Raw genomic sequence first — 19318 nt, forward strand, 5'->3', positions numbered from 1 at the left:
ATGCAAAGCCAAATACCGTTTACCGAACAAGATGAAATGTATATGGCGCGGGCCATCGAACTTGCGAAAAAAGGGCGATTTACAACCACTCCAAACCCCAATGTAGGGTGTGTTTTAGTTAAAGATAACCACATAGTTGGTGAAGGGTTTCATCAATTAGCGGGGCAGGGACATGCTGAGGTTAATGCGCTTGCTGTAGCAGGTGAAAATGCAAAAGGCGCAACAGCTTATGTTACGCTTGAACCGTGTAGTCACTTCGGGCGGACTCCTCCTTGCGCAGAAGCTTTAAAATCGGCAGGTGTAGTAAAGGTGATTGCTGCGATGGTCGATACTAACCCGCAAGTAGCAGGCAAGGGGCTTAAAATACTTAGCGATGCTGGTATTGAGGTTGCTTTTGGGCTGTTAGAGAAGCAAGCACGCGCACTTAATTTGGGGTTTTTTAAGCGTATGGAGCAGGGGCTGCCGTACGTAACGTGTAAAATGGCCGCTAGTATTGATGGTAAAACTGCGCTTAAAAATGGACAAAGTAAGTGGATTACTGGCTCAGCTGCGCGACAAGATGTTCAGTTACACCGAGCACAAAGTTGCGCTATTTTAACCGGCGCCGATACGGTCATTACGGATGACGCTAAACTTAATGTAAGGTTAAACGAACTCCCAGAGGCTTTACCTACCGAGTTACCTCTTCGCCAACCTGTGCGTGTTATCATTGACTCGCAAAATAGGCTTACACCAGAGTTGGCATTATTCAATACTCAAAGTGATATAATAATATTTACTACCAAGGTTGATAAATCAGCGCAATGGCCACATTTTGTAAGGCATGTTGAAGTGCCACAGCACAATAACAAAGTTAATTTAACGTCTGTTTTAGCGCACCTTGCTAAATTGCAATTTAATCATGTTTATTTAGAAGTGGGTGCTACACTTGCCGGTAAAATGACAGAGCTTAATTTAATAGACGAATATATATTTTATCTAGCGCCAAAATTAATGGGGGGCGATGCAAAAAGCTTAGTTAATTTTGCACCGCTGACAGATATGCAAAATACCGTTAATTTGACGTTTACAGAGTGTGTAAAAATAGGCGATGACTTACGTATAACCGCTATAAAACACATTCCAACCACTTAATTTAAAGAGTAGGGCTATGTTTACTGGAATAATTGAAGCCACAGGCAAAATTGCGCTATTACAAAAAAAACAAGGCGATTTAGCCATTCGCATTCAAAGCGCTAACCTTGATATGAGCGATGTAAAGCTAGGTGATAGCATTGCCACTAACGGTGTATGCTTAACCGTAGTCGATAAGCACATTGATGGCTTTAGTGCCGACTTATCAAATGAAACTATCAGCCTCACTGGGTTTGCAAATTATAATATTGGCCAAACAGTTAATCTAGAAAAAGCCATGCAGCCGGTTTCGCGTTTAGGGGGGCACTTGGTCTCTGGTCATGTTGATGGCATTGCCACCATTACCGCTATTACGAGTAATGCGCGCGCAACAGAGTACTGGTTAAGCACAGATGAAAACTTAATGAAGTACATACCTTATAAAGGGTCTGTATGTATAGATGGTATAAGCCTGACAGTAAATGCTGTCCAAGGTAATGAATTTAAATTAACCATAGTGCCGCACACAAGCGAGCAAACTACCATTGCTGATTTTAAAGTGGGCACACGCGTTAATTTAGAAGTTGACCAAATTGCACGTTATTTAGAGCGCCTTATTAAAGGGGCTGAGCAGCCAACGGGCTCAGACATTTCAATGAGCTTACTAGCTAAAGCTGGTTTTGTTAAATAACGACACTGATAACTTACACGAGCAAATTTATGAACTTACACAGCGCACAAGAAATCATCGATGACATTAAAGCCGGTAAAATGGTTATTTTAATGGATGACGAAGACAGAGAAAACGAAGGTGATTTAATCATTGCAGCAGAGCACATTAGCGCCGAAGCCATTAATTTTATGGCCACTCATGGCCGTGGCTTAATTTGTTTAACTATGACACAAGAGCGCTGCCAACAGCTTGATTTACCATTAATGGTAAAAAATAATGGTGCTGCGTTTTCTACTAATTTCACTATGTCGATTGAAGCTGCCAAAGGCGTAACAACCGGTATATCGGCAGCTGATAGAGCGCGCACAGTTCAAGCGGCAATAGCAAAAGGCGCTGTACCTAGCGATATAGTACAACCAGGCCATATTTTTCCTATTATGGCGCAACCTGGTGGTGTTTTAACGCGCGCAGGCCATACCGAAGCCGGTTGTGATTTAGCGCGATTAGCGGGCCTTGAAGCCTCATCGGTTATTGTCGAAATTCTCAATGCCGATGGCACTATGGCACGTCGCCCTGATTTAGAAGTCTTTGCTAAAGAGCATGGTATTAAAATTGGCACGATTGCAGATTTAATTGAGTACCGAAACCTTAACGAAACCACCATAGAGCAAGTGGCGAAGTGTAAGTTGCCCACCGAGCACGGCGAGTTTGATTTAGTAACTTACAAAGACACCATTGACGGCCAACTGCATTACGTATTGTTAAAAGGCGAAATTAAAGAAAACGAGCCAACGCTTGTGCGTGTACACTTACAAAGTACCTTTAACGATATTTTACTCTCGGACAGAAGTGCGGATCGTAGTTGGGGGCTTTCAGATGCAATGGCGCACATTGCAAAAAACAATGGTGCATTGGTTATTTTAGGCAAGCAAGAAAGCACTGAAGAGCTAGAGGCTACTGTTAAAGCATTTGCTGCTGCCGACGCTGGTGAGAATGTTACGCCGCGTAAATTTAAAGGCACATCACGTACTGTTGGTGTGGGCTCGCAAATACTGGCTGATTTAGGTATTAAGCAAATGCGCTTAATGAGTCGCCCTAAAAAGTACCACGCACTTTCGGGCTTTCATTTAGAAGTGGTTGATTACGTTGAGCCACAATAAGGGCTGCGCTTTTAACTAGTCTATTTTTTTATTTTTATGGTATGATGCGCAGCAATTTTTGCGCAATCGCAACCGCTTGAACATATTTTTAGGGTTATCAAATGAAAATTATTGAAGGTAATAAGTACGCTCCAGGCAAAAAATTCGCTATTGTTATTTCTCGTTTTAACGATTTTATTGGTAGCAGCCTACTTGAAGGTGCTGTTGATGAACTAAAGCGTACTGGTGGCGTAGCCGATGATGACATTACCGTTGTGTATGTACCCGGTGCAGTAGAGTTACCTTTAGCGGCAAAACGCATTGCGGCAAAAAAAGAGTATGATGCAATCATCGCATTAGGCGTAGTGATCAGAGGTGGTACACCACACTTTGACCTCGTTGCTGGCGAATCTAACAAAGGCCTTGCAAATGTATCGCTTGAGTATGATATCCCGGTTGCATTTGGCGTATTAACCACAGAAAGCATTGAACAAGCAATTGAACGCGCTGGTACCAAAATGGGTAACAAAGGCGGCGAAGCGGCATTAGGCGCGCTTGAAATGGTTAATGTGTTAGATAAAATTTAAGTTTAAGGAATTTTTGTGAAACCAGCAGCAAGACGTAAAGCACGTATCTTAGCACTTCAAGCCGTTTATTCTTGGCAATTAAGTGGCAATTTAATTGCCGATATCGAGCAACAAATGTTGATCGAAAACGACGTGACTAAAATTGATGTTGAATACTTTAAAGATTTAGCGCGTGGCGTTGCCGTTAACTATAAGCAACTAGATGAAGCTGTCTCTCCGCATTTAACACGTCCATTTGATGATTTAGATATGGTAGAGCGTGCAATTTTACGTTTAAGCGCGTATGAGCTTAAATTCCGTGAAGATGTGCCATACAAAGTAGCAATCAATGAAGGCATTGAGCTTGCTAAAATATTTGGCGCTGAAGACAGCCATAAATTTGTAAACGGTGTACTTGATAAAGCTGTTAAGCATTTACGCAAGTAATACTAACTTTGCTAAAGCGCTCTACTTAAGAGCTTAGCTTTAACAGTTAGTACACGTTAAAAAGGAGAGCCGGCGTAGGTCGGCTTTTTTGTGTATGAAGGAATTTGAATTAATAAACCGCTACTTTAAAGGTCGTGGTATAACTCGTCGTGATGTAAGCCTAGGAATAGGGGACGACTGTGCATTAGTTACCGTTCCGCAAAACTGCCAACTGGCAGTAACAACTGATACGCTTGTATCGGGTGTTCATTTTTTTGATGACATTTCTCCCCGAGCATTAGGACACCGAGCACTGGCCGTAAATCTAAGTGATTTAGCAGCCATGGGAGCAGAGCCTACTTGGGTGTCGGTGGCATTAACCCTACCAAATATTAACCAGCAGTGGATTGAAGAATTTACTGAGGGAATGCACGAAATTGCTGAGTACTTTAATGTACAAATAATTGGTGGCGACACTACACAGGGCCCTTTAACAGTTACTATATGCGCTAAAGGCACTGTGCCAGAGGGCAAAGCTTTACGCCGTGCAGGTGCTAAAGTGGGTGACTGGGTATGTGTAACCGGCACGCTAGGTGATGCCGGCTTGGCTATTGAATCTCGCAAGCGTGGCCTCAGTATTGAGCCTGAGCACTTAAAGTACATAAATAGCCGCTTTGATTACCCCACTCCACGGGTGGCTGCAGGGCAAGTATTACGAGGCCTTGCTTCATCAGCTATTGATGTGTCTGATGGCCTTATCGCGGATTTAACCCACATACTTGATATGTCACAAGTCAGCGCCAGTATAAATATCGAAAACATCCCAACCTCAGACGCTATGCGTTCAAGCCTGAACTTTGAGGCGCAATTGCCGTATATTTTAGGCTATGGCGATGACTACGAATTACTTTTTACTGTCTCTGAAGATAATAAAAGCATGTTGGAGCTTAAATTACGTCAATACGGCGTAGAAGCAACGTGCATAGGGCAAATAAAAAGTGGCGAAGGGCACATTGAGCTTTTACACCACGGTGAAAAATTTAATTTTGAGCAACAGGGCTTTGAGCACTTTGCCAAGGAGCAGGTTTGACTAGCAAAAAACAGTTTAATTTAAAGCGCCCGCACCAGTTATTTGGCCTAGGGTTTGGCACTGGCCTTGCGCCTGTTGCGCCAGGCACCTTTGGCACATTTGCTGCTTTACCATTTATTTTTATGACCATGTATTTTCCGCTTTGGCTACAAATCGTGTTTGCTGTGGTTATTAGTATTTTTGGTATTTGGGCGTGTGGCAAAACCGCCGATGATTTAGGTGTGCACGACCACCCAGCCATAGTGTGGGATGAAGTTGCAGGTTATTACATTACGATGATCGGCGCAGCGCTTAGTTGGCAAACCTTGCTTGTAGGCTTTTTATTATTTAGATTTTTTGATATTGCCAAACCAGGCCCGATTAAAACGCTCGATAAGCGAATGGACGGTGGTGTGGGTATAATGGCTGATGATGTACTTGCCGGTATTTTTTCACTTATTTGTTTGCAAGCGTTAATAAAAGCAGGTTTACTACCCTTTTAATTTTTGTGTTTTATTTGTTTAATTAGGTGGCAGCAAAATGATGCGATTTTTACTGGTATGTGTACTTATGTTGTGTGCCATGCCAAGTTGGGCTTCTATTACTGATTACGTTGTTAAGCAATGGAATATTAAAGATGGTTTGCCCTCGCAATCGCTTAAAAGTGTTGTGCAAGATCAGCAAGGCTATATGTGGGTCGGAACGCAATTTGGTCTTAGCCGTTTTGACGGCACAACTTTTACTAATTACAACACACAAAATAGTCCTTTTTTACCAAGTAATGGTATTAATAAATTGCTCATAGATAGTAATGGCTATTTATGGGTAGGCACTAAAAGTGGCTTGGTGGTTATAAACCCGCAAACGCTTGCCGCACAAGAATTTAATATTAAAGGCCCAGTTAGAGACATATTAGAAGATGCCAAAGGCAGCATTTGGATTGCAGCTAATGGGCTTTATTATGTAGACCGCAACCAAGTCGATTTACGTGATAAAGCGAACGAACTCGTTCCTATTGTTAATGCCACCGTGATCACCCAAATAGTGGGGTCGGTTAGTCAAATGGCGCTTTCTCCAGAGGGGATTTGGCTGGTTAACGACCGTCATTTACTACGCTTAACTAAAAGCGCCTCTGATTTTTCAAAACTCAGGTTGGAGTTAACAGCCAAGGTATCATTGCCAGAGCGGTTAGCACAAACCATTGTTCATGATCTGTCTTTTTTAAATGGTAACTTATACTTAGCCTCTGAACTGGGTGCCTACTTTTTAGATTTAGACGATGAGCTAAGACCTTTCCCGCTGCCGAATGCGAATAACTCAGCTGTGTATAAATTTATGAGCGACACCAATGGTGGCTTATGGGTTTCTACGTATGGACGACTGCTTTTTAGAGCTAAGTCGGGTGAGTGGCAATGGGTTGAGCCAAGTCAGCTTGATCAAAGTATTTGGTTTGCCGATATTTACCGCGATAGCCAAAATAATATTTGGCTTGCAAGTTTTAGCGAAGGCTTATGGCTTGCACACGAAGGGCGTATAGAACGCCACTCTGCTTTATCGCAAATGACTGAGGCCGTTATGGCAATCAGCCAAGCGCCCGATGGAAATTTATGGGTGGCAAATAAAAGTGGTATTGGGTATTTCGATTTAAATAAAAACTTTGTCAATAAAATACCCAGCGCGCAATTTGGGCGTGCAACAGTACACGACTTACAGTTTGATGGCTCGCGTTTATATATAGCGACCGGACGAGGGCTGTTTTTTTACGAGCAAGATAAACTATACAGCTTTCCGGGCAGAGCCCTGCGCGACAACCCTGTATTTGCTATTAGTCCATCAAGCAAAGGGGGCTTTTGGATAGGTACAGGGCGTGGCTTGTATAGGCTGAGTTATGGCGGGTTAACACCCTTTGCATACAATGCCTTTTTAGGCAGTAAATTTATAACTTATGTGCTTGATAAAGCAAACTTTGGTGTAATAGGTACCAGTAAAGGCGCGTATTACTTTACCGACCGTGGCATTGAAAAAATAGGTGACCAAACCTCGCTCGAAAGTGCATACATCACCAGCGTATTACACATAGATGGGGTAGGTATTTTAATAGGCTCGCTTAACGACGGCCTATTTTACAGAAGTTTACAAGGGCATTGGCGACAGTTAGATGCAGCCAACGGCTTACCCTATGGCTCTATTTTTAGCTTAGAGTATGACGAAAACTACAAGCGTGTATGGGTAAGTACCATGAAAGGTGTTTACCGTATGCCAGTAGCGCAATTTAAAGGTGATGTGTCGAGCCTAAAAGTGGAAGAGGTTATTTCTTCTTTTGACAGGCAACTTGATGGTAAAGCAAGCCAATGTTGTAACGGTTTAGGGCATGATGCTGTTGCCATGACAGATTATTCAATTTGGTACCCAAGCTTACAAGGCATTGTAGAAATACCTAAAAATACCGAGCTATTTGGCTTAAATGTATTAAAGCCTAAAGTAGAAACACTAACCACACCACTGCGTGCGTTAACTACCGCCGCATTAGGCGAAAAACCTCTGCTAGATACCGATGAGCGCGATATAACGTTAAAGTACACCGCCATCGATTATTATGCACCAAACAGTATTGAGTTCAGATATAAGTTAAGTGGTTTAGATAGCGATTGGCGCTATGCTAATGCACGCCGAGAGGCCATTTATACAAATTTACCTGCAGGGGCTTTTTTATTCGAACTTGAGGCAAAACGTCAAGGCGAAGATTGGGATAGAGCACAGACTGCCGAGTACGCATTTGTTGTACCGCAGCGTTTTGACGAGACCATTTACTTTAGGCTACTCATTGTTAGTGGCTTTATTTTACTATTTTACTTTATTTTTTGGGTATTTAGAGCGCAAGAGCGACGCAAGCAAGAAGTACTCGAAGCCTTGGTTACAGAGCGTACATTAGAGCTGCGCCAAGCCAATGACAAGCTGGGCCAAGTAAACTCACAACTTAAACTTGTTAGTCACTCAGATGAGCTTACAGGGCTTCGTAGCCGTCGCTTCTTATTTGATCAGCTTCCTAAAGATATTGAGCACTTTCAACGTAATGCGCAGTCTTTACAAGCGCAAGGCAAGTCACTTGTGCTGCTTATTATTAACTTTGATAATTTCAGTCGTATAAACGATGCATATGGACCAATCGCAGGGGATAGTTGTTTACAACAAATGGCAGCGTTACTTAATTCGCGTACCCAAGGCTCTGATTATGTAGCACGCTGGAGTGGGGATGAGTTTTTATTATTACTGCGTGACTTTAAGTGCAACATGATTGACAGCTATGCCTCTGATTTATGCCAAGCAATTGCATTAAATTCGTTTCAACTACCGAACGGTAAAACCACCAATATAACAGCGTCATTAGGGTGGTCTTTTTACCCACTGCCACTTTTAGGTGGGCAAGTAATCAGTTGGGAAACATCGATAAACTTAGCCGATATAGCGCTTCATCAGGTTAAAAAACGCGGTGGTGATGGTGTCGCTAATATTACGTTTGATAAACAGTTAGATGCGTTTGAGTTTGAGCAAAATTCGAATGTAGATCAACAGCTGGGTATTTTACAAAGTAATGGCTTAGCAGATATTAAAGTGTGGATGCGATAAAGTTTAATCGATACCTTTTATATGCGTGTTGCTATTGATAGATAAACTAAACCTATGAAGTAATGAGAAAGCTAAGCTGTACAAGACTTAGCTAAAAAGAAAGGAGCTTAAAAGCTCCTTTCTTTTTGTTTAATTAAGCGATAAAGGATTTTATTGAATTTAAAATGCCTTGTTCGCCTAAGCCCATTTCATCGTGCATTTGCGCTTGTGTGCCGTGCTTAATAAATTCATCAGGAATACCTAAGTTAAGCACTTTTAGGCTGGCTTTTTGCGCTGCTAAATATTCATTAACAGCAGAGCCAGCGCCACCACTAATAGCGTTGTCTTCAAGTGTTACTATTACATCATGAGTTTGGCTAAGCTCATCTAATAAACGTGTATCAAGTGGCTTAATAAAGCGCATATTAACTAACGTTGCACCTAGCTCATTTGCAGCAAGTTGGGCGTTTTCAAGCAAAGTACCAAAGGATAAAATAGCAATTTTAGCGCCGTGCTTAATGGTATGAGCTTTACCTAGTTCTAATAGTGTCATTTCGCTTTGAATATCGGCAGTACCGGCACTACCACGTGGGTAGCGAACTGCTACAGGGCAATTAGCCTTATAGCCGGTGTAAAGCATATGGCGGCACTCGTTAGTATCACTTGGGGCCATAATAACCATGTTGGGAATACAACGCATAAAGCTTAAGTCGTACGCACCTTGGTGTGTTTCGCCGTCGGCGCCCACAATACCTGCGCGGTCTATAGCAAAAAGCACCGGTAGTTTTTGCAGTGCAACATCGTGAATAAGTTGATCATACGCACGTTGTAAAAAGCTCGAGTAAATAGCTACAACGGGTTTTAACCCTTCACAAGCAAAACCGGCAGCCAATGTAACAGCGTGTTGCTCTGCTATAGCTACATCGAAATACTGCTCTGGATGTTCTTTTGAAAAACGCACCATACCTGAGCCTTCACGCATTGCCGGTGTAATAGCCATTAATTTTTTATCTTGCTCGGCCATATCACACAACCAATCACCAAACACCTTAGAGAAAGTGGCGGCGCCAGGTTTAGATTTAGGTAAGCTTGATGTATTAGGGTCGAACTTTGGTACACCGTGATAACCAATAGGATCAGCTTCTGCCGGTTTATAGCCTTTTCCTTTTTGCGTTTTTATATGTAAAAGCTGAGGCCCTTTTAAATTACGCATATTACGCAGTGTATCTACAAGCATATTTACATCGTGGCCATCAATGGGGCCAATGTAATTAAGACCTAGTTCTTCAAAAAAGGTACCTGGAATAACCATCCCTTTTAGGTGCTCTTCTACTTTACTGGCAAGCTCTTTAACAGGAGGCACGCCAGAGAGTAACTTTTTACTGCCTTCGCGAATATTTGTGTAAAAGCTACCAGATAAAATACGCGCAAAGTGATTGGTTAACGCACCAACGTTTTCAGAAATCGACATTTCGTTATCATTTAAAATGATTAACATGTCAGATTTTACATCGCCTAAGTGGTTCATGGCTTCAAATGCCATTCCTGCTGTAATGGCGCCATCGCCTATAACGGCAACGGTTTTACGGCCTTTGCCTTCTTTTTGAGCTGCAATAGACATACCGAGCGCAGCTGAAATAGAGGTGCTTGAGTGCCCAACACTAAACGTATCGTATTGGCTTTCTTCACGAAAAGGAAAGGGGTGTAATCCATCTTTTTGACGAATTGTGTGCATTAAATCGCGTCGGCCCGTTAAAATTTTATGCGGGTACGCTTGATGGCCCACATCCCACACTAGGCGATCTTCTGGTGTGTTATACACATAATGAAGCGCAACGGTAAGCTCAACAGTTCCTAAACCAGACGCTAAATGGCCGCTACTTTGCGAAACAGAGTTGAGTAAATAGTCTCGTAACTCGTTGCTAAACGCAGGGAGTTTATCTTGCGCTATGTCGCGTAAGTGGGCTGGTTCGTCAACCAAGTTAAGTAATGGATACTTGCTACTATCAAGTGTCATGGTATTTATTTTATCCTTCGCTAACAGCGGTGCTAACTTAGTCGTTGTTACCGCTGTTGAGTAATAATGTCAGTGCTAAATGGCAATACGTATATGTAACACTCAATGGTCACGTTTAATCAGGTAGTTTGCCAACGCCGCTAGAGTAGAGGTATCAGCATCTATTTTGTTTAATGCCTGATGTGCTTGCTCTATTAAATTTTGCGCCATTTGTTTGGCACCTTGCATACCTAATAGGGCCGGATAAGTTGCTTTATTAGCAGCTAAATCAGAGCCTTGTGGCTTACCTAAAGTAAATGTGTCACCTTCAACATCTAAAATGTCGTCGTGCACTTGAAATGCCAGCCCTATAGCATACCCAAAAACACTTAAGTTTTCTAAGGTTTGTTTGTCTGCTTTTTCGCTACATAATGCACCTAAAGTAATAGCACAGTTTATTAAAGCACCCGTTTTTAATCTATGAATTCGTTCAAGCTGTTGTACTGTAATCACTTTATCTGTAGCTGCAATATCTAACCCTTGCCCGCCTACCATGCCTTCAAGCCCGGATGCTTTAGCCAGTGCGCTGATCATTTTTACTTGTGTTGTCGCGCTGCAAGTAAAATTATGAGATGAAATAAGCTCAAAGGCTAATGTTTGTAGTGCATCGCCCGCTAAAATTGCATGCGCATCATCAAACGCTATATGGCAAGTTGGGCGCCCGCGGCGAAGGTCGTCGTCATCCATGGCTGGTAAATCATCGTGTACTAACGAGTAGCTATGAATACATTCAATAGCAGCAGCAAGGGTGTCTAGATCTTGCTTATTAGCTCCGAGCATTTCACCACTTGCGTAGACTAAAAAGGGACGTAAACGCTTGCCACCGTTAAATAAGCCGTAATGCGTGGCTTCTTTTACTATGTGTGCGGTATCAAGGGGTTGATCAAAGTACTGTTGCAGGGTCTTTACGACATCTTGTTGAGCACATTCTATTTTTTCTTGTATGCTCACGGTTATTCCACTTCATTATTAAAGGAAGTCAGCGCTGCTTTTTCATCATTACCCATTAAAATAGAGACTTTTTGCTCAGCTTGTTGCAACTTGCCCGTTGAGGCGTTTGCTAAGGCTATACCACGCTCAAATTGTTTTAACGACTGTTCAAGCGATAAGTCACCTTGTTCCATGTCACCGACAATGGTTGATAATTCTTCGAGAGCTTGTTCAAAACTTAGGTTTTCAGGTTTTTTAGTCGCCATGTTTAATTTCAGCCAGCATGATAAATTTAGGAGCCAATTTTAGGGGGAATGCTAAACTAGGTCAAAGGATGATCGCTGTTTTTTAAGTTATATCAGTTTAAATCGTATTTTTATAACGTATAAGATGCGTATTAGCCCCCACTGTGTACAATAAAAATTAATTAGTCGCTAGGCGAGTAGGGTATCTTGATCTAAAATTAGGCAAAACACAGTGTTTTACACTTTTTTCAAAAATGGCTTAAGTATTTCAGTATCTTGCCGATAAGCAGTTAATAATAAAAGTTTGAATAACAAAGTATAATACTTTGGAGGAAATGTGGATTTAGCAACCATAATTGGGATCCTTGGCGCAATTGGTTTAATTGTCATGTCCATGTTTATGAGTAGTAGCGGCGAAATGGGGATGTTTGCCGATGCACCTTCTAGCGTAATTGTATTTGGTGGCTCACTATTTATAGTGTTATCAAACTTTACCTTGTCGCAGTTTTTGGGCATAGGTAAGGTTGTTGGTAAAGCATTTATGTTTAAAATCGAATCGCCAGAAGAGCTGATTGAAAAAGCAGTTGAACTTGCTGATTCGGCCCGTAAAGGCGGTTTTTTAGCCCTCGAAGAAGCTGAAATACCAAACCCTTTTATGCGCAAAGGTGTGGATATGCTCGTTGATGGCCACGATGCTGATGTAGTGCGTGCCACGCTTCAAAAAGACATTTCTTTAACTACAACTCGTCACGAATTGGGCGCCGGGTTATTTAAGTCACTTGCCGATATAGCCCCTGCAATGGGTATGATAGGAACGTTAATAGGCTTAGTTGCTATGTTATCTAACATGGATGACCCTAAAGCCATCGGCCCCGCAATGGCGGTTGCCTTGTTAACTACTCTATATGGTGCCTTTTTAGCAAATGTTGTGGCTATTCCTATTCAGGTAAAACTGGAGCTTCGTAAAGACGAAGAAGCGATGAACCAGCGTTTAATACTGGATGCTATTTTAGGGATTCAAGATGGCCAAAACCCGAAAGTAATTGAAGGTATACTGAAAAACTACCTTGCTGAGTCTAAGCGCAAAGTAGATACCGAGGAGTAACCATGTCTGATCAAGAGTGCAAATGCCCACCACCAGGTCTGCCCGCTTGGATGGGAACATTTGCCGACTTAATGTCGCTTTTAATGTGCTTTTTTGTACTTTTGCTCGCGTTTTCAGAAATGGATGTACTTAAATTTAAGCAAATAGCAGGCTCGATGAAGTTTGCTTTTGGTGTTCAAAATAAAATAGAAGTAAAAGACATTCCAAAAGGAACGTCAGTTATTGCTATGGAATTTACCCCAGGTAAGCCTGAACCTACCCCGATAGAAACCATACAACAGCAAACCGTTGAAATGACCCAGCAAATGTTAGAGTTTCAAGCGGGCGATGAAAGCTCCGCTGGTGGTAGACAAGAACAACGTGGCGATAAACGTGGTGGCGAGTCTCGTAGTACATCTCAGCAGCAATCTTCAGAGCAAGCAACTTCAGCCGCTGATCAAGAACAAACTAACGAGCTAGTGAAAAAAATAGCGCAACAGCTCGAAAAACAGATTATCGATGGTGCAATCGAGCTTGAATCTTTAGGGCAGCAAATCATTATTCGTATCCGTGAAAATGGCTCATTTCCCTCTGGCAGTGCTTTTTTACAACCCAAGTTTAAGCCCATAATTCAAGATATTGGTGAGTTATTAAAAGATGTACCTGGTGAAATTACGGTATCGGGTCACACCGATGATTTTCAGGTTTCTAACGAGTTATATATTAATAACTGGGATTTATCGTCAAAGCGTGCTGTGGCGGTAGCAAGCGAATTACAAACGGTACAAGGGTTTGATAAAAACCGCATGATGGTAGTAGGGCGTGCTGATACTCGCCCACTTGTGCCTAACGACTCTAATGAAGACAGGCGTAGGAATCGCCGAGTAGAAATATCAATCTTACAAGGTAAGGCTAAAGAGTCAGACCCGATTGATGTGCGCTAGGTTATTGCCTAGCGTTATACTTTATTAAATTAGTTTCATTTTAAGGTACTTTATCCCTTGAAGTATCTTGGCAATCTCATCATTTTAGCTTACAGTACATTTCTTTAACATATGTAATGGAGTGCCTGTGAAAACAATCAGTAAATATTGCGATATGCCGGGAAATGGTTCTGGTGGTGACGAAGATAAGACTAATTAATAACAATGCCAATATGGTTAAGTGAGTTACATTCTTTTCTTGAGCTAAGTTGGGTTTTATTTTTACTCCCTGCTATTTTTATTTTCTATCTAAGAAAAGATTATTTAGCACTCAGGTTTGTATGTATCACGAGTGTTTTTTTCTTATTCGGCGCTTTTATATATGAGCCTTTAAAAGCGTTGGATAAAGGTATAAACATATACAGATACGTTGTTTGGGCTTTTAATGATATTGCTTGGATGGCACTCATTGCTTACCTAGGTTTAAAAGATAAAGTTTACTTATGGCAATCTGTATTAGGTCAGCTTGTGGTTATTATGGCGCCTATATTACAGCTATTTAGAGTTGTAGATCGCCATTTATGGGATTTATCTTATAGCACTTTAATGTATAAAACGCTTTTGCCACTCATTAATATTTCTACTGTTGTAGTGTGCTACCTCCCTCTTATTTATATTTTAGTTAAAAATAAAGAATACCCGATTAATAGTAAATATAAAAACTCCCCACCCTTAAAATAGCTGTGCTAAACTACTGTTTATATAAACAGTTAATGAGCAGCTCCCATGAAACTCTATATCGCAGAAAAGCCATCACTTGGCAGAGCTATTGCTGATGCACTGCCTAAACCACATAAAAAACACGATGGCTATATAGAAGTGGCTAATGGCGACTGTGTCTCGTGGTGTATCGGGCACTTGTTAGAGCAAGCTGAACCTGATGATTATGATGCGCGTTTTAAAAAGTGGCAATTTGAACACCTTCCCATAGTGCCGGAGCAGTGGCAGCTCAAAGCAAAAACGAAAACGCGTAAGCAATTAACTATTTTAAAAAAGCTAATTAAACAGGCATCAGTGCTGGTGCATGCGGGCGATCCCGATAGGGAAGGCCAATTGTTGGTTGATGAAGTCATAGAGCAAGCCAAAATAAGTAAAACCAAAAAGCAAAGTATTCAGCGTTTGCTAATAAGTGATTTAAATCTAGCGGCGGTAAAAAAAGCACTCAACCACATGCGTTCAAACCGTGAATTTATTCCGCTTAGTGTGTCGGCGCTTGCGCGTTCACGTGCAGATTGGCTATTTGGTATGAACCTTACGCGTGCTTATACGCTGGCGGGGCAAAAAGCTGGCTTTGGCAATGTGTTGTCGGTGGGTCGCGTACAAACCCCAATTTTAGGTTTAGTGGTTAATCGGGATAACGAAATAGCTAACTTTGTGTCAAAACCATTTTATGACGTGTTGGCGCATTTAATAACTCCTGAGCAGCAAAGCTTTGTGGCCAAATGGGTACCAAGCAAAGCCTGCGAACCGTATCAAGATGAAGAAGGGCGTGTATTAAATAAAGCACTTGCTGAAAATGTCGCCTCGCGAATAGCCAATCAACCAGCTGAAGTCACTGCGCTCGAGCAAAAACAAAAAAAACAAAGCGCGCCGCTGCCTTATAATTTATCGGCACTGCAAATAGATGCTGCAAAGGCATTGGGTATGGCAGCTCAGCAAGTACTCGATATTTGCCAAACGCTCTATGAGCGTCATAAGTTAATTACTTACCCTCGTTCCGATAATCGTTATTTGCCTAAAGAGCATCATTTAGATGCGCCTGCAATTTTAAAAGCAATTGCAGCTAATGGCGGTCAAAGTACTGAATTTGTGAATGGGGCAGACGCTAAAAAACGTAGCAAATGTTTTAACGATGCAAAAGTTGCTGCACACCATGCAATTGTGCCTACCGCCAAACAACTAAAAACAGCGACTCTGGCGCCTGATGAAGCAAAAGTATATCAACTTATTAGCAGGCATTACTTAATTCAGTTTTACCCCGATTATATTTATAACGAAACTAAAGTAGAGGTAACCATTGCGGGAGGTTTATTTAAAGCCAATGCAAAACAAGATGTAAGCCTAGGGTTTAAGGTATTAATGGGCAAAGCCGAGCTAAAAGATGAAGCAACCTTGCCTCATTTAACAAAAGGTATGGCGCTTAACTGCAATAAAGGTGAAGTTGTAGAAAAACACACTACGCCACCGTCTCATTTTACTGATGCAACATTGCTGGCTGCCATGACCGGCATTAGTCGTTATGTAAAAGATTCACAAATTAAAAAAATACTCAAAGAGACTGATGGATTAGGTACAGAGGCTACCCGCGCAGGCATTATTGAATTATTATTTAGGCGTCGTTTTTTAAAGCGCGAAGGTAAATCAATTAAAGCCACACAAACAGGCCTGGCACTTATTAGTGTTTTACCAGAGGGCTTAGCTAGTCCCGATTTGACCGCTAAATGGGAGGCGAGCTTAGGCAACATTGCTCAACAAACAATGAGCTACCAACAATTTTTACAACCACTGCTGGTGGAGCTTGAAGGTTTTGTACAGCAAGCAGCTAGTTGTGATAGTCATGTATTTTCAAAGCTACCTAAAGCTCCGCCTAAAAAGCGCTTTGCTAAGCGTGGTAAAAAAACACCATTTAAAAAAACAAATTATAAAAAGAGCTCAGCAACCACTTAATTGCTGAACTCTCAAATACGGCTTACTTTTTATTAAATAACGCGACTGCAGCGTTACTCATGGCTTTTATACCGGTCGGTAATGCTACTTTATAATCTGGCGCAAATTTACTTGAGTGTAATGAGGGAAGTGTTTGGTTACTTTTCATCGCATTTGTATATTGCTGTTGGTTTACTCCACCTAGCCAAAATAACGTAATAGGAATGTTTTCGTCAGTTCTACCGTAAAGCCCAAAATCTTCACCAGCCATAACCGCTTTTGTCTCAAGTACATTAGTTTCGCCAATTGCATCAGCAATAGCGCTCCTAACAATATTAGTTTGCTGAGGGTTGTTGTAAGTAGATGGAATAGATTCATCTTCATGAACGTGAACAACAGGGTAGTGCGAATTAGTAAGGCCTGCACTTTGAGCAATACCGGCTGTAATACGTTTTATAGCGGCTATTTGCGCCGTACGCACCTCTGGGTTGTAGCTTCTAAGCGTAAGCTGAAGTTTTACTTCATCGGAAATCACATTATGCTTTGAACCACCATGAATAGATCCCACAGTCACAACAGAAGGCTCAAGTGGAGAAAGCTCGCGACTTGTGATTGTTTGTAATGCTAATACCGTACGTGCAGCAATAACAACTGGGTCTACGGTAGTGTGCGGGTAGGCGCCGTGTCCTCCTTTACCTTTTATAGCAATATCTACCGAATCAACACTTGCCATAGTGTATTCATTTTTCATTGATACCTTACCAGCAGGTACGCTGGCACTTACATGTAATGCAATAACGTGGTCGGGTTTCGCGTATTTACTAAATAAGCCTTCATTTAGCATTGCTTTTGCGCCACCGCCTACTTCTTCTGCAGGTTGAGCAACCATCATTAGCGTGCCCTGCCATTTATTTTTATGGGCAATAAGTTGCTCGGCGGTGCCAATAAATGAGCTCATATGTATATCGTGACCACAGCCATGCATTACACCTACATTAGCGCCGTGCTCATCTATAACTTTTATTTTAGACGCATACGCTTTGCCAGTTTGCTCAACAATAGGTAAGCCATCGGTATCAGTACGAATCATTATTGTAGGGCCGGTGCCATTTTTATAAATCCCTACCACACCATAGCCGCCCACATTATCTGTTACATCAAACCCAAGTTTTGTTAATCGCGATGCTATTTTTTGACCAGTTTCTTTTTCATGATATGAAAGCTCTGGAGATTGGTGTAAGTCGAGGTAAAACTTTTCAATAGCTGGCATACTCTTAGTTAAATCTAAGTTTAGGGGCTTAGCATAAGTAAGTGGGCTTGCTATCATAAATGCTGCAGCTAGATAGGTGATTTTCATGTTTTCCCTCATTATTTGAAAGTATTTAATACTTGTATTTATTATGTTCGTCTCCATATAAAAACCTAAATAAATGAATATGGCAATTAATTCAATGAGCAACATAGTTAGTATCAACGCACAAAACCTTCAGCAAGTACTCGGTGAAACATCACAACAAAAGTTGGTGCTGCTTAACTTCCACTCGCCACAAAGTCCTGAGTGTATTAGCCAAATCGGCATATTAGAAAATTTAGCTACGCAATATAAAGACCATATTGTAGTGGCTAACCTTGATTGTGACGCAGAACAAGCACTTGCCTCGCAATTAGCGCAGCAGGTTGGTTTGCAAACCTTACCTACACTTGTATTGTTAAAAGATTCAGCGCCAGTCGATTTATTAGCGGGCGTGCAAACAGACGCGCAAATTCGCGAAGCCCTGAGTAAGCATTTACCAGCGCAACAGGACCTACTTCTTGAACAAGCAAAACAAGCATTGTTAAAGTCGGATCTAAATGCTGCATTTAATTACGCAAAGCAAGCGTATGAAATAGACAGTGCAAATGCCCGTATAAAGCTTGTATTAGCTGATATATGTATTCAAATACATAAGCTAGATGATGCTCAAGCACTTATTGATACAATTGACGCCCAAGAGCAAGATGCTTACTTTCATAACATAAAAGCAAAATGCGAAGCGGCCCTCGAAGCTACCGACTCGCCAGAGATAAAAGAAAAGCAATCTCAAGTAGAAAAGTACCCAAATGATTTAGACTTAAAAACAGAGCTAAGCCAATTGCTAAATGATGCAGGACGAAAAGAAGAAGCACTCGAAACACTCTTCAGCGTACTTAAAAAGGATCTTAACTTTAATGACGCTAAAGCAAGCTTTTTAGCAATTATCGCTTCTCTACCAGATGGAGATGCACTTGCAGCGAAATACAGAAGAAAGCTATATAGTATTTTGTATTAATACCCGTAGTTAATAAATTAACTAAAAAGCACCTCATAGGTGCTTTTTGCGTTTTATACATCGTTATATTTAAAACAAACTGGGCTTTGTATATAGGTTTAGTTTGTTTTTTGTACTTATTTTGGCTCTTTAGAGTGAAAATTACACGAAATAGCTTTTATTTATAGTTTTTATTAAAAAACGCTTGCGTAAAAATCCGTTCTCCCTATAATGCGACCCCACTGAGACGGCAGAGCGCAACGCATAGCGAGGCACGAGCTAATCAGTGAGTCGAGTAAAACTTCGTTTTAAAAACTTTCAAGTTTAACAAAATTAAGTGTTGACAAAAAAATAGGAAAGCGTAACATGCGCAGCCCTAGCGAGATAAAGCAATACGCTTTAATCGCAACGTTCTTTAACAATATAAAGCAATCATCTGTGTGGGCACTCGTACAGATTGACTTCTAACAGCCAAGCTACAACCGTAGTGAGGC

Annotated in this window: 17 protein-coding genes; 13 read left to right on the forward strand and 4 right to left on the reverse strand. The window is 41.4% G+C overall.

Going from position 1 to position 19318, the window contains the following annotated elements:
• From ribD to CWC16_RS06330, 8 genes are all read left to right on the forward strand, one after another.
• Positions 1 to 1134, forward strand: coding sequence for a bifunctional diaminohydroxyphosphoribosylaminopyrimidine deaminase/5-amino-6-(5-phosphoribosylamino)uracil reductase RibD (gene ribD, locus CWC16_RS06295; RefSeq protein WP_138540911.1), 1134 nt, complete (start codon positions 1 to 3; stop codon positions 1132 to 1134).
• Between the two features lie 16 nt (positions 1135 to 1150).
• Entirely contained in the window at positions 1151 to 1804 is a 654-nt protein-coding gene (locus tag CWC16_RS06300; RefSeq protein WP_055015326.1) for a riboflavin synthase, read from the forward strand.
• Between the two features lie 29 nt (positions 1805 to 1833).
• Complete coding sequence (ribBA, locus tag CWC16_RS06305; RefSeq protein ID WP_055020229.1) at positions 1834 to 2946, forward strand: bifunctional 3,4-dihydroxy-2-butanone-4-phosphate synthase/GTP cyclohydrolase II; 1113 nt, start codon at positions 1834 to 1836, stop codon at positions 2944 to 2946.
• 101 nt (positions 2947 to 3047) lie between these two features.
• Positions 3048 to 3512 carry a 6,7-dimethyl-8-ribityllumazine synthase gene (ribH, locus tag CWC16_RS06310; RefSeq protein WP_004586865.1) on the forward strand — a complete coding sequence of 155 codons (465 nt, stop codon included), beginning with the start codon at positions 3048 to 3050 and terminating at the stop codon, positions 3510 to 3512.
• Positions 3513 to 3527: 15 nt separating this feature from the next.
• Positions 3528 to 3938: a transcription antitermination factor NusB gene (nusB, locus tag CWC16_RS06315; protein WP_004586866.1), complete on the forward strand. Its 411-nt coding sequence runs from the start codon at positions 3528 to 3530 to the stop codon at positions 3936 to 3938.
• Between the two features lie 94 nt (positions 3939 to 4032).
• A complete protein-coding gene (gene thiL, locus CWC16_RS06320) occupies positions 4033 to 5007 on the forward strand; it encodes a thiamine-phosphate kinase (RefSeq protein ID WP_138540912.1) in 975 nt (324 codons plus the stop codon).
• The gene (locus CWC16_RS06325; RefSeq protein ID WP_024031690.1) at positions 5004 to 5489 is read left to right on the forward strand and encodes a phosphatidylglycerophosphatase A family protein; all 486 of its coding nucleotides are present in this window, start codon (positions 5004 to 5006) and stop codon (positions 5487 to 5489) included. Before thiL ends, CWC16_RS06325 begins: the two co-directional genes overlap by 4 nt.
• A 37-nt stretch (positions 5490 to 5526) precedes the next feature.
• Positions 5527 to 8613: a ligand-binding sensor domain-containing diguanylate cyclase gene (locus tag CWC16_RS06330; protein WP_138540913.1), complete on the forward strand. Its 3087-nt coding sequence runs from the start codon at positions 5527 to 5529 to the stop codon at positions 8611 to 8613.
• 133 nt (positions 8614 to 8746) lie between these two features.
• On the opposite strand, the gene dxs is transcribed toward CWC16_RS06330, so the two are convergent.
• The 3 genes from dxs to CWC16_RS06345 form a co-directional block, all read right to left on the reverse strand.
• On the reverse strand, positions 8747 to 10609 hold the full coding sequence (dxs, locus tag CWC16_RS06335) for a 1-deoxy-D-xylulose-5-phosphate synthase (protein WP_138540914.1): 1863 nt from the start codon (positions 10607 to 10609) through the stop codon (positions 8747 to 8749).
• A 102-nt stretch (positions 10610 to 10711) separates the two neighbouring features.
• Positions 10712 to 11599: a (2E,6E)-farnesyl diphosphate synthase gene (ispA, locus tag CWC16_RS06340; RefSeq protein WP_138540915.1), complete on the reverse strand. Its 888-nt coding sequence runs from the start codon at positions 11597 to 11599 to the stop codon at positions 10712 to 10714.
• A gap of 2 nt (positions 11600 to 11601) precedes the next feature.
• Complete coding sequence (locus tag CWC16_RS06345) at positions 11602 to 11844, reverse strand: exodeoxyribonuclease VII small subunit (protein WP_055018143.1); 243 nt, start codon at positions 11842 to 11844, stop codon at positions 11602 to 11604.
• A gap of 316 nt (positions 11845 to 12160) precedes the next feature.
• On the opposite strand from CWC16_RS06345, the gene pomA reads away from it, so the two are divergent.
• From pomA to CWC16_RS06365, 4 genes are all read left to right on the forward strand, one after another.
• The gene (gene pomA, locus CWC16_RS06350) at positions 12161 to 12928 is read left to right on the forward strand and encodes a flagellar motor protein PomA (RefSeq protein WP_004586874.1); all 768 of its coding nucleotides are present in this window, start codon (positions 12161 to 12163) and stop codon (positions 12926 to 12928) included.
• A gap of 2 nt (positions 12929 to 12930) precedes the next feature.
• Positions 12931 to 13851 (forward strand): flagellar motor protein MotB, encoded by a 921-nt coding sequence (locus CWC16_RS06355; protein ID WP_004586875.1) that lies wholly within the window; start codon positions 12931 to 12933, stop codon positions 13849 to 13851.
• A gap of 204 nt (positions 13852 to 14055) precedes the next feature.
• A complete protein-coding gene (locus CWC16_RS06360) occupies positions 14056 to 14571 on the forward strand; it encodes a hypothetical protein (RefSeq protein ID WP_138540916.1) in 516 nt (171 codons plus the stop codon).
• A gap of 45 nt (positions 14572 to 14616) precedes the next feature.
• On the forward strand, positions 14617 to 16557 hold the full coding sequence (locus tag CWC16_RS06365; protein ID WP_138540917.1) for a DNA topoisomerase III: 1941 nt from the start codon (positions 14617 to 14619) through the stop codon (positions 16555 to 16557).
• A gap of 22 nt (positions 16558 to 16579) precedes the next feature.
• On the opposite strand, the gene CWC16_RS06370 is transcribed toward CWC16_RS06365, so the two are convergent.
• Positions 16580 to 17893, reverse strand: coding sequence for a M20 metallopeptidase family protein (locus CWC16_RS06370; RefSeq protein ID WP_138540918.1), 1314 nt, complete (start codon positions 17891 to 17893; stop codon positions 16580 to 16582).
• A 94-nt stretch (positions 17894 to 17987) separates the two neighbouring features.
• Between CWC16_RS06370 and CWC16_RS06375 the strand changes: the two genes are divergently transcribed.
• Positions 17988 to 18845 (forward strand): tetratricopeptide repeat protein, encoded by an 858-nt coding sequence (locus CWC16_RS06375; RefSeq protein ID WP_138540919.1) that lies wholly within the window; start codon positions 17988 to 17990, stop codon positions 18843 to 18845.
• Positions 18846 to 19318 lie beyond the last annotated feature (473 nt).

The sequence above is a fragment of the Pseudoalteromonas sp. S3776 genome (assembly GCF_005886915.1).
In the GTDB taxonomy this organism is placed as follows: Bacteria; Pseudomonadota; Gammaproteobacteria; order Enterobacterales; family Alteromonadaceae; genus Pseudoalteromonas.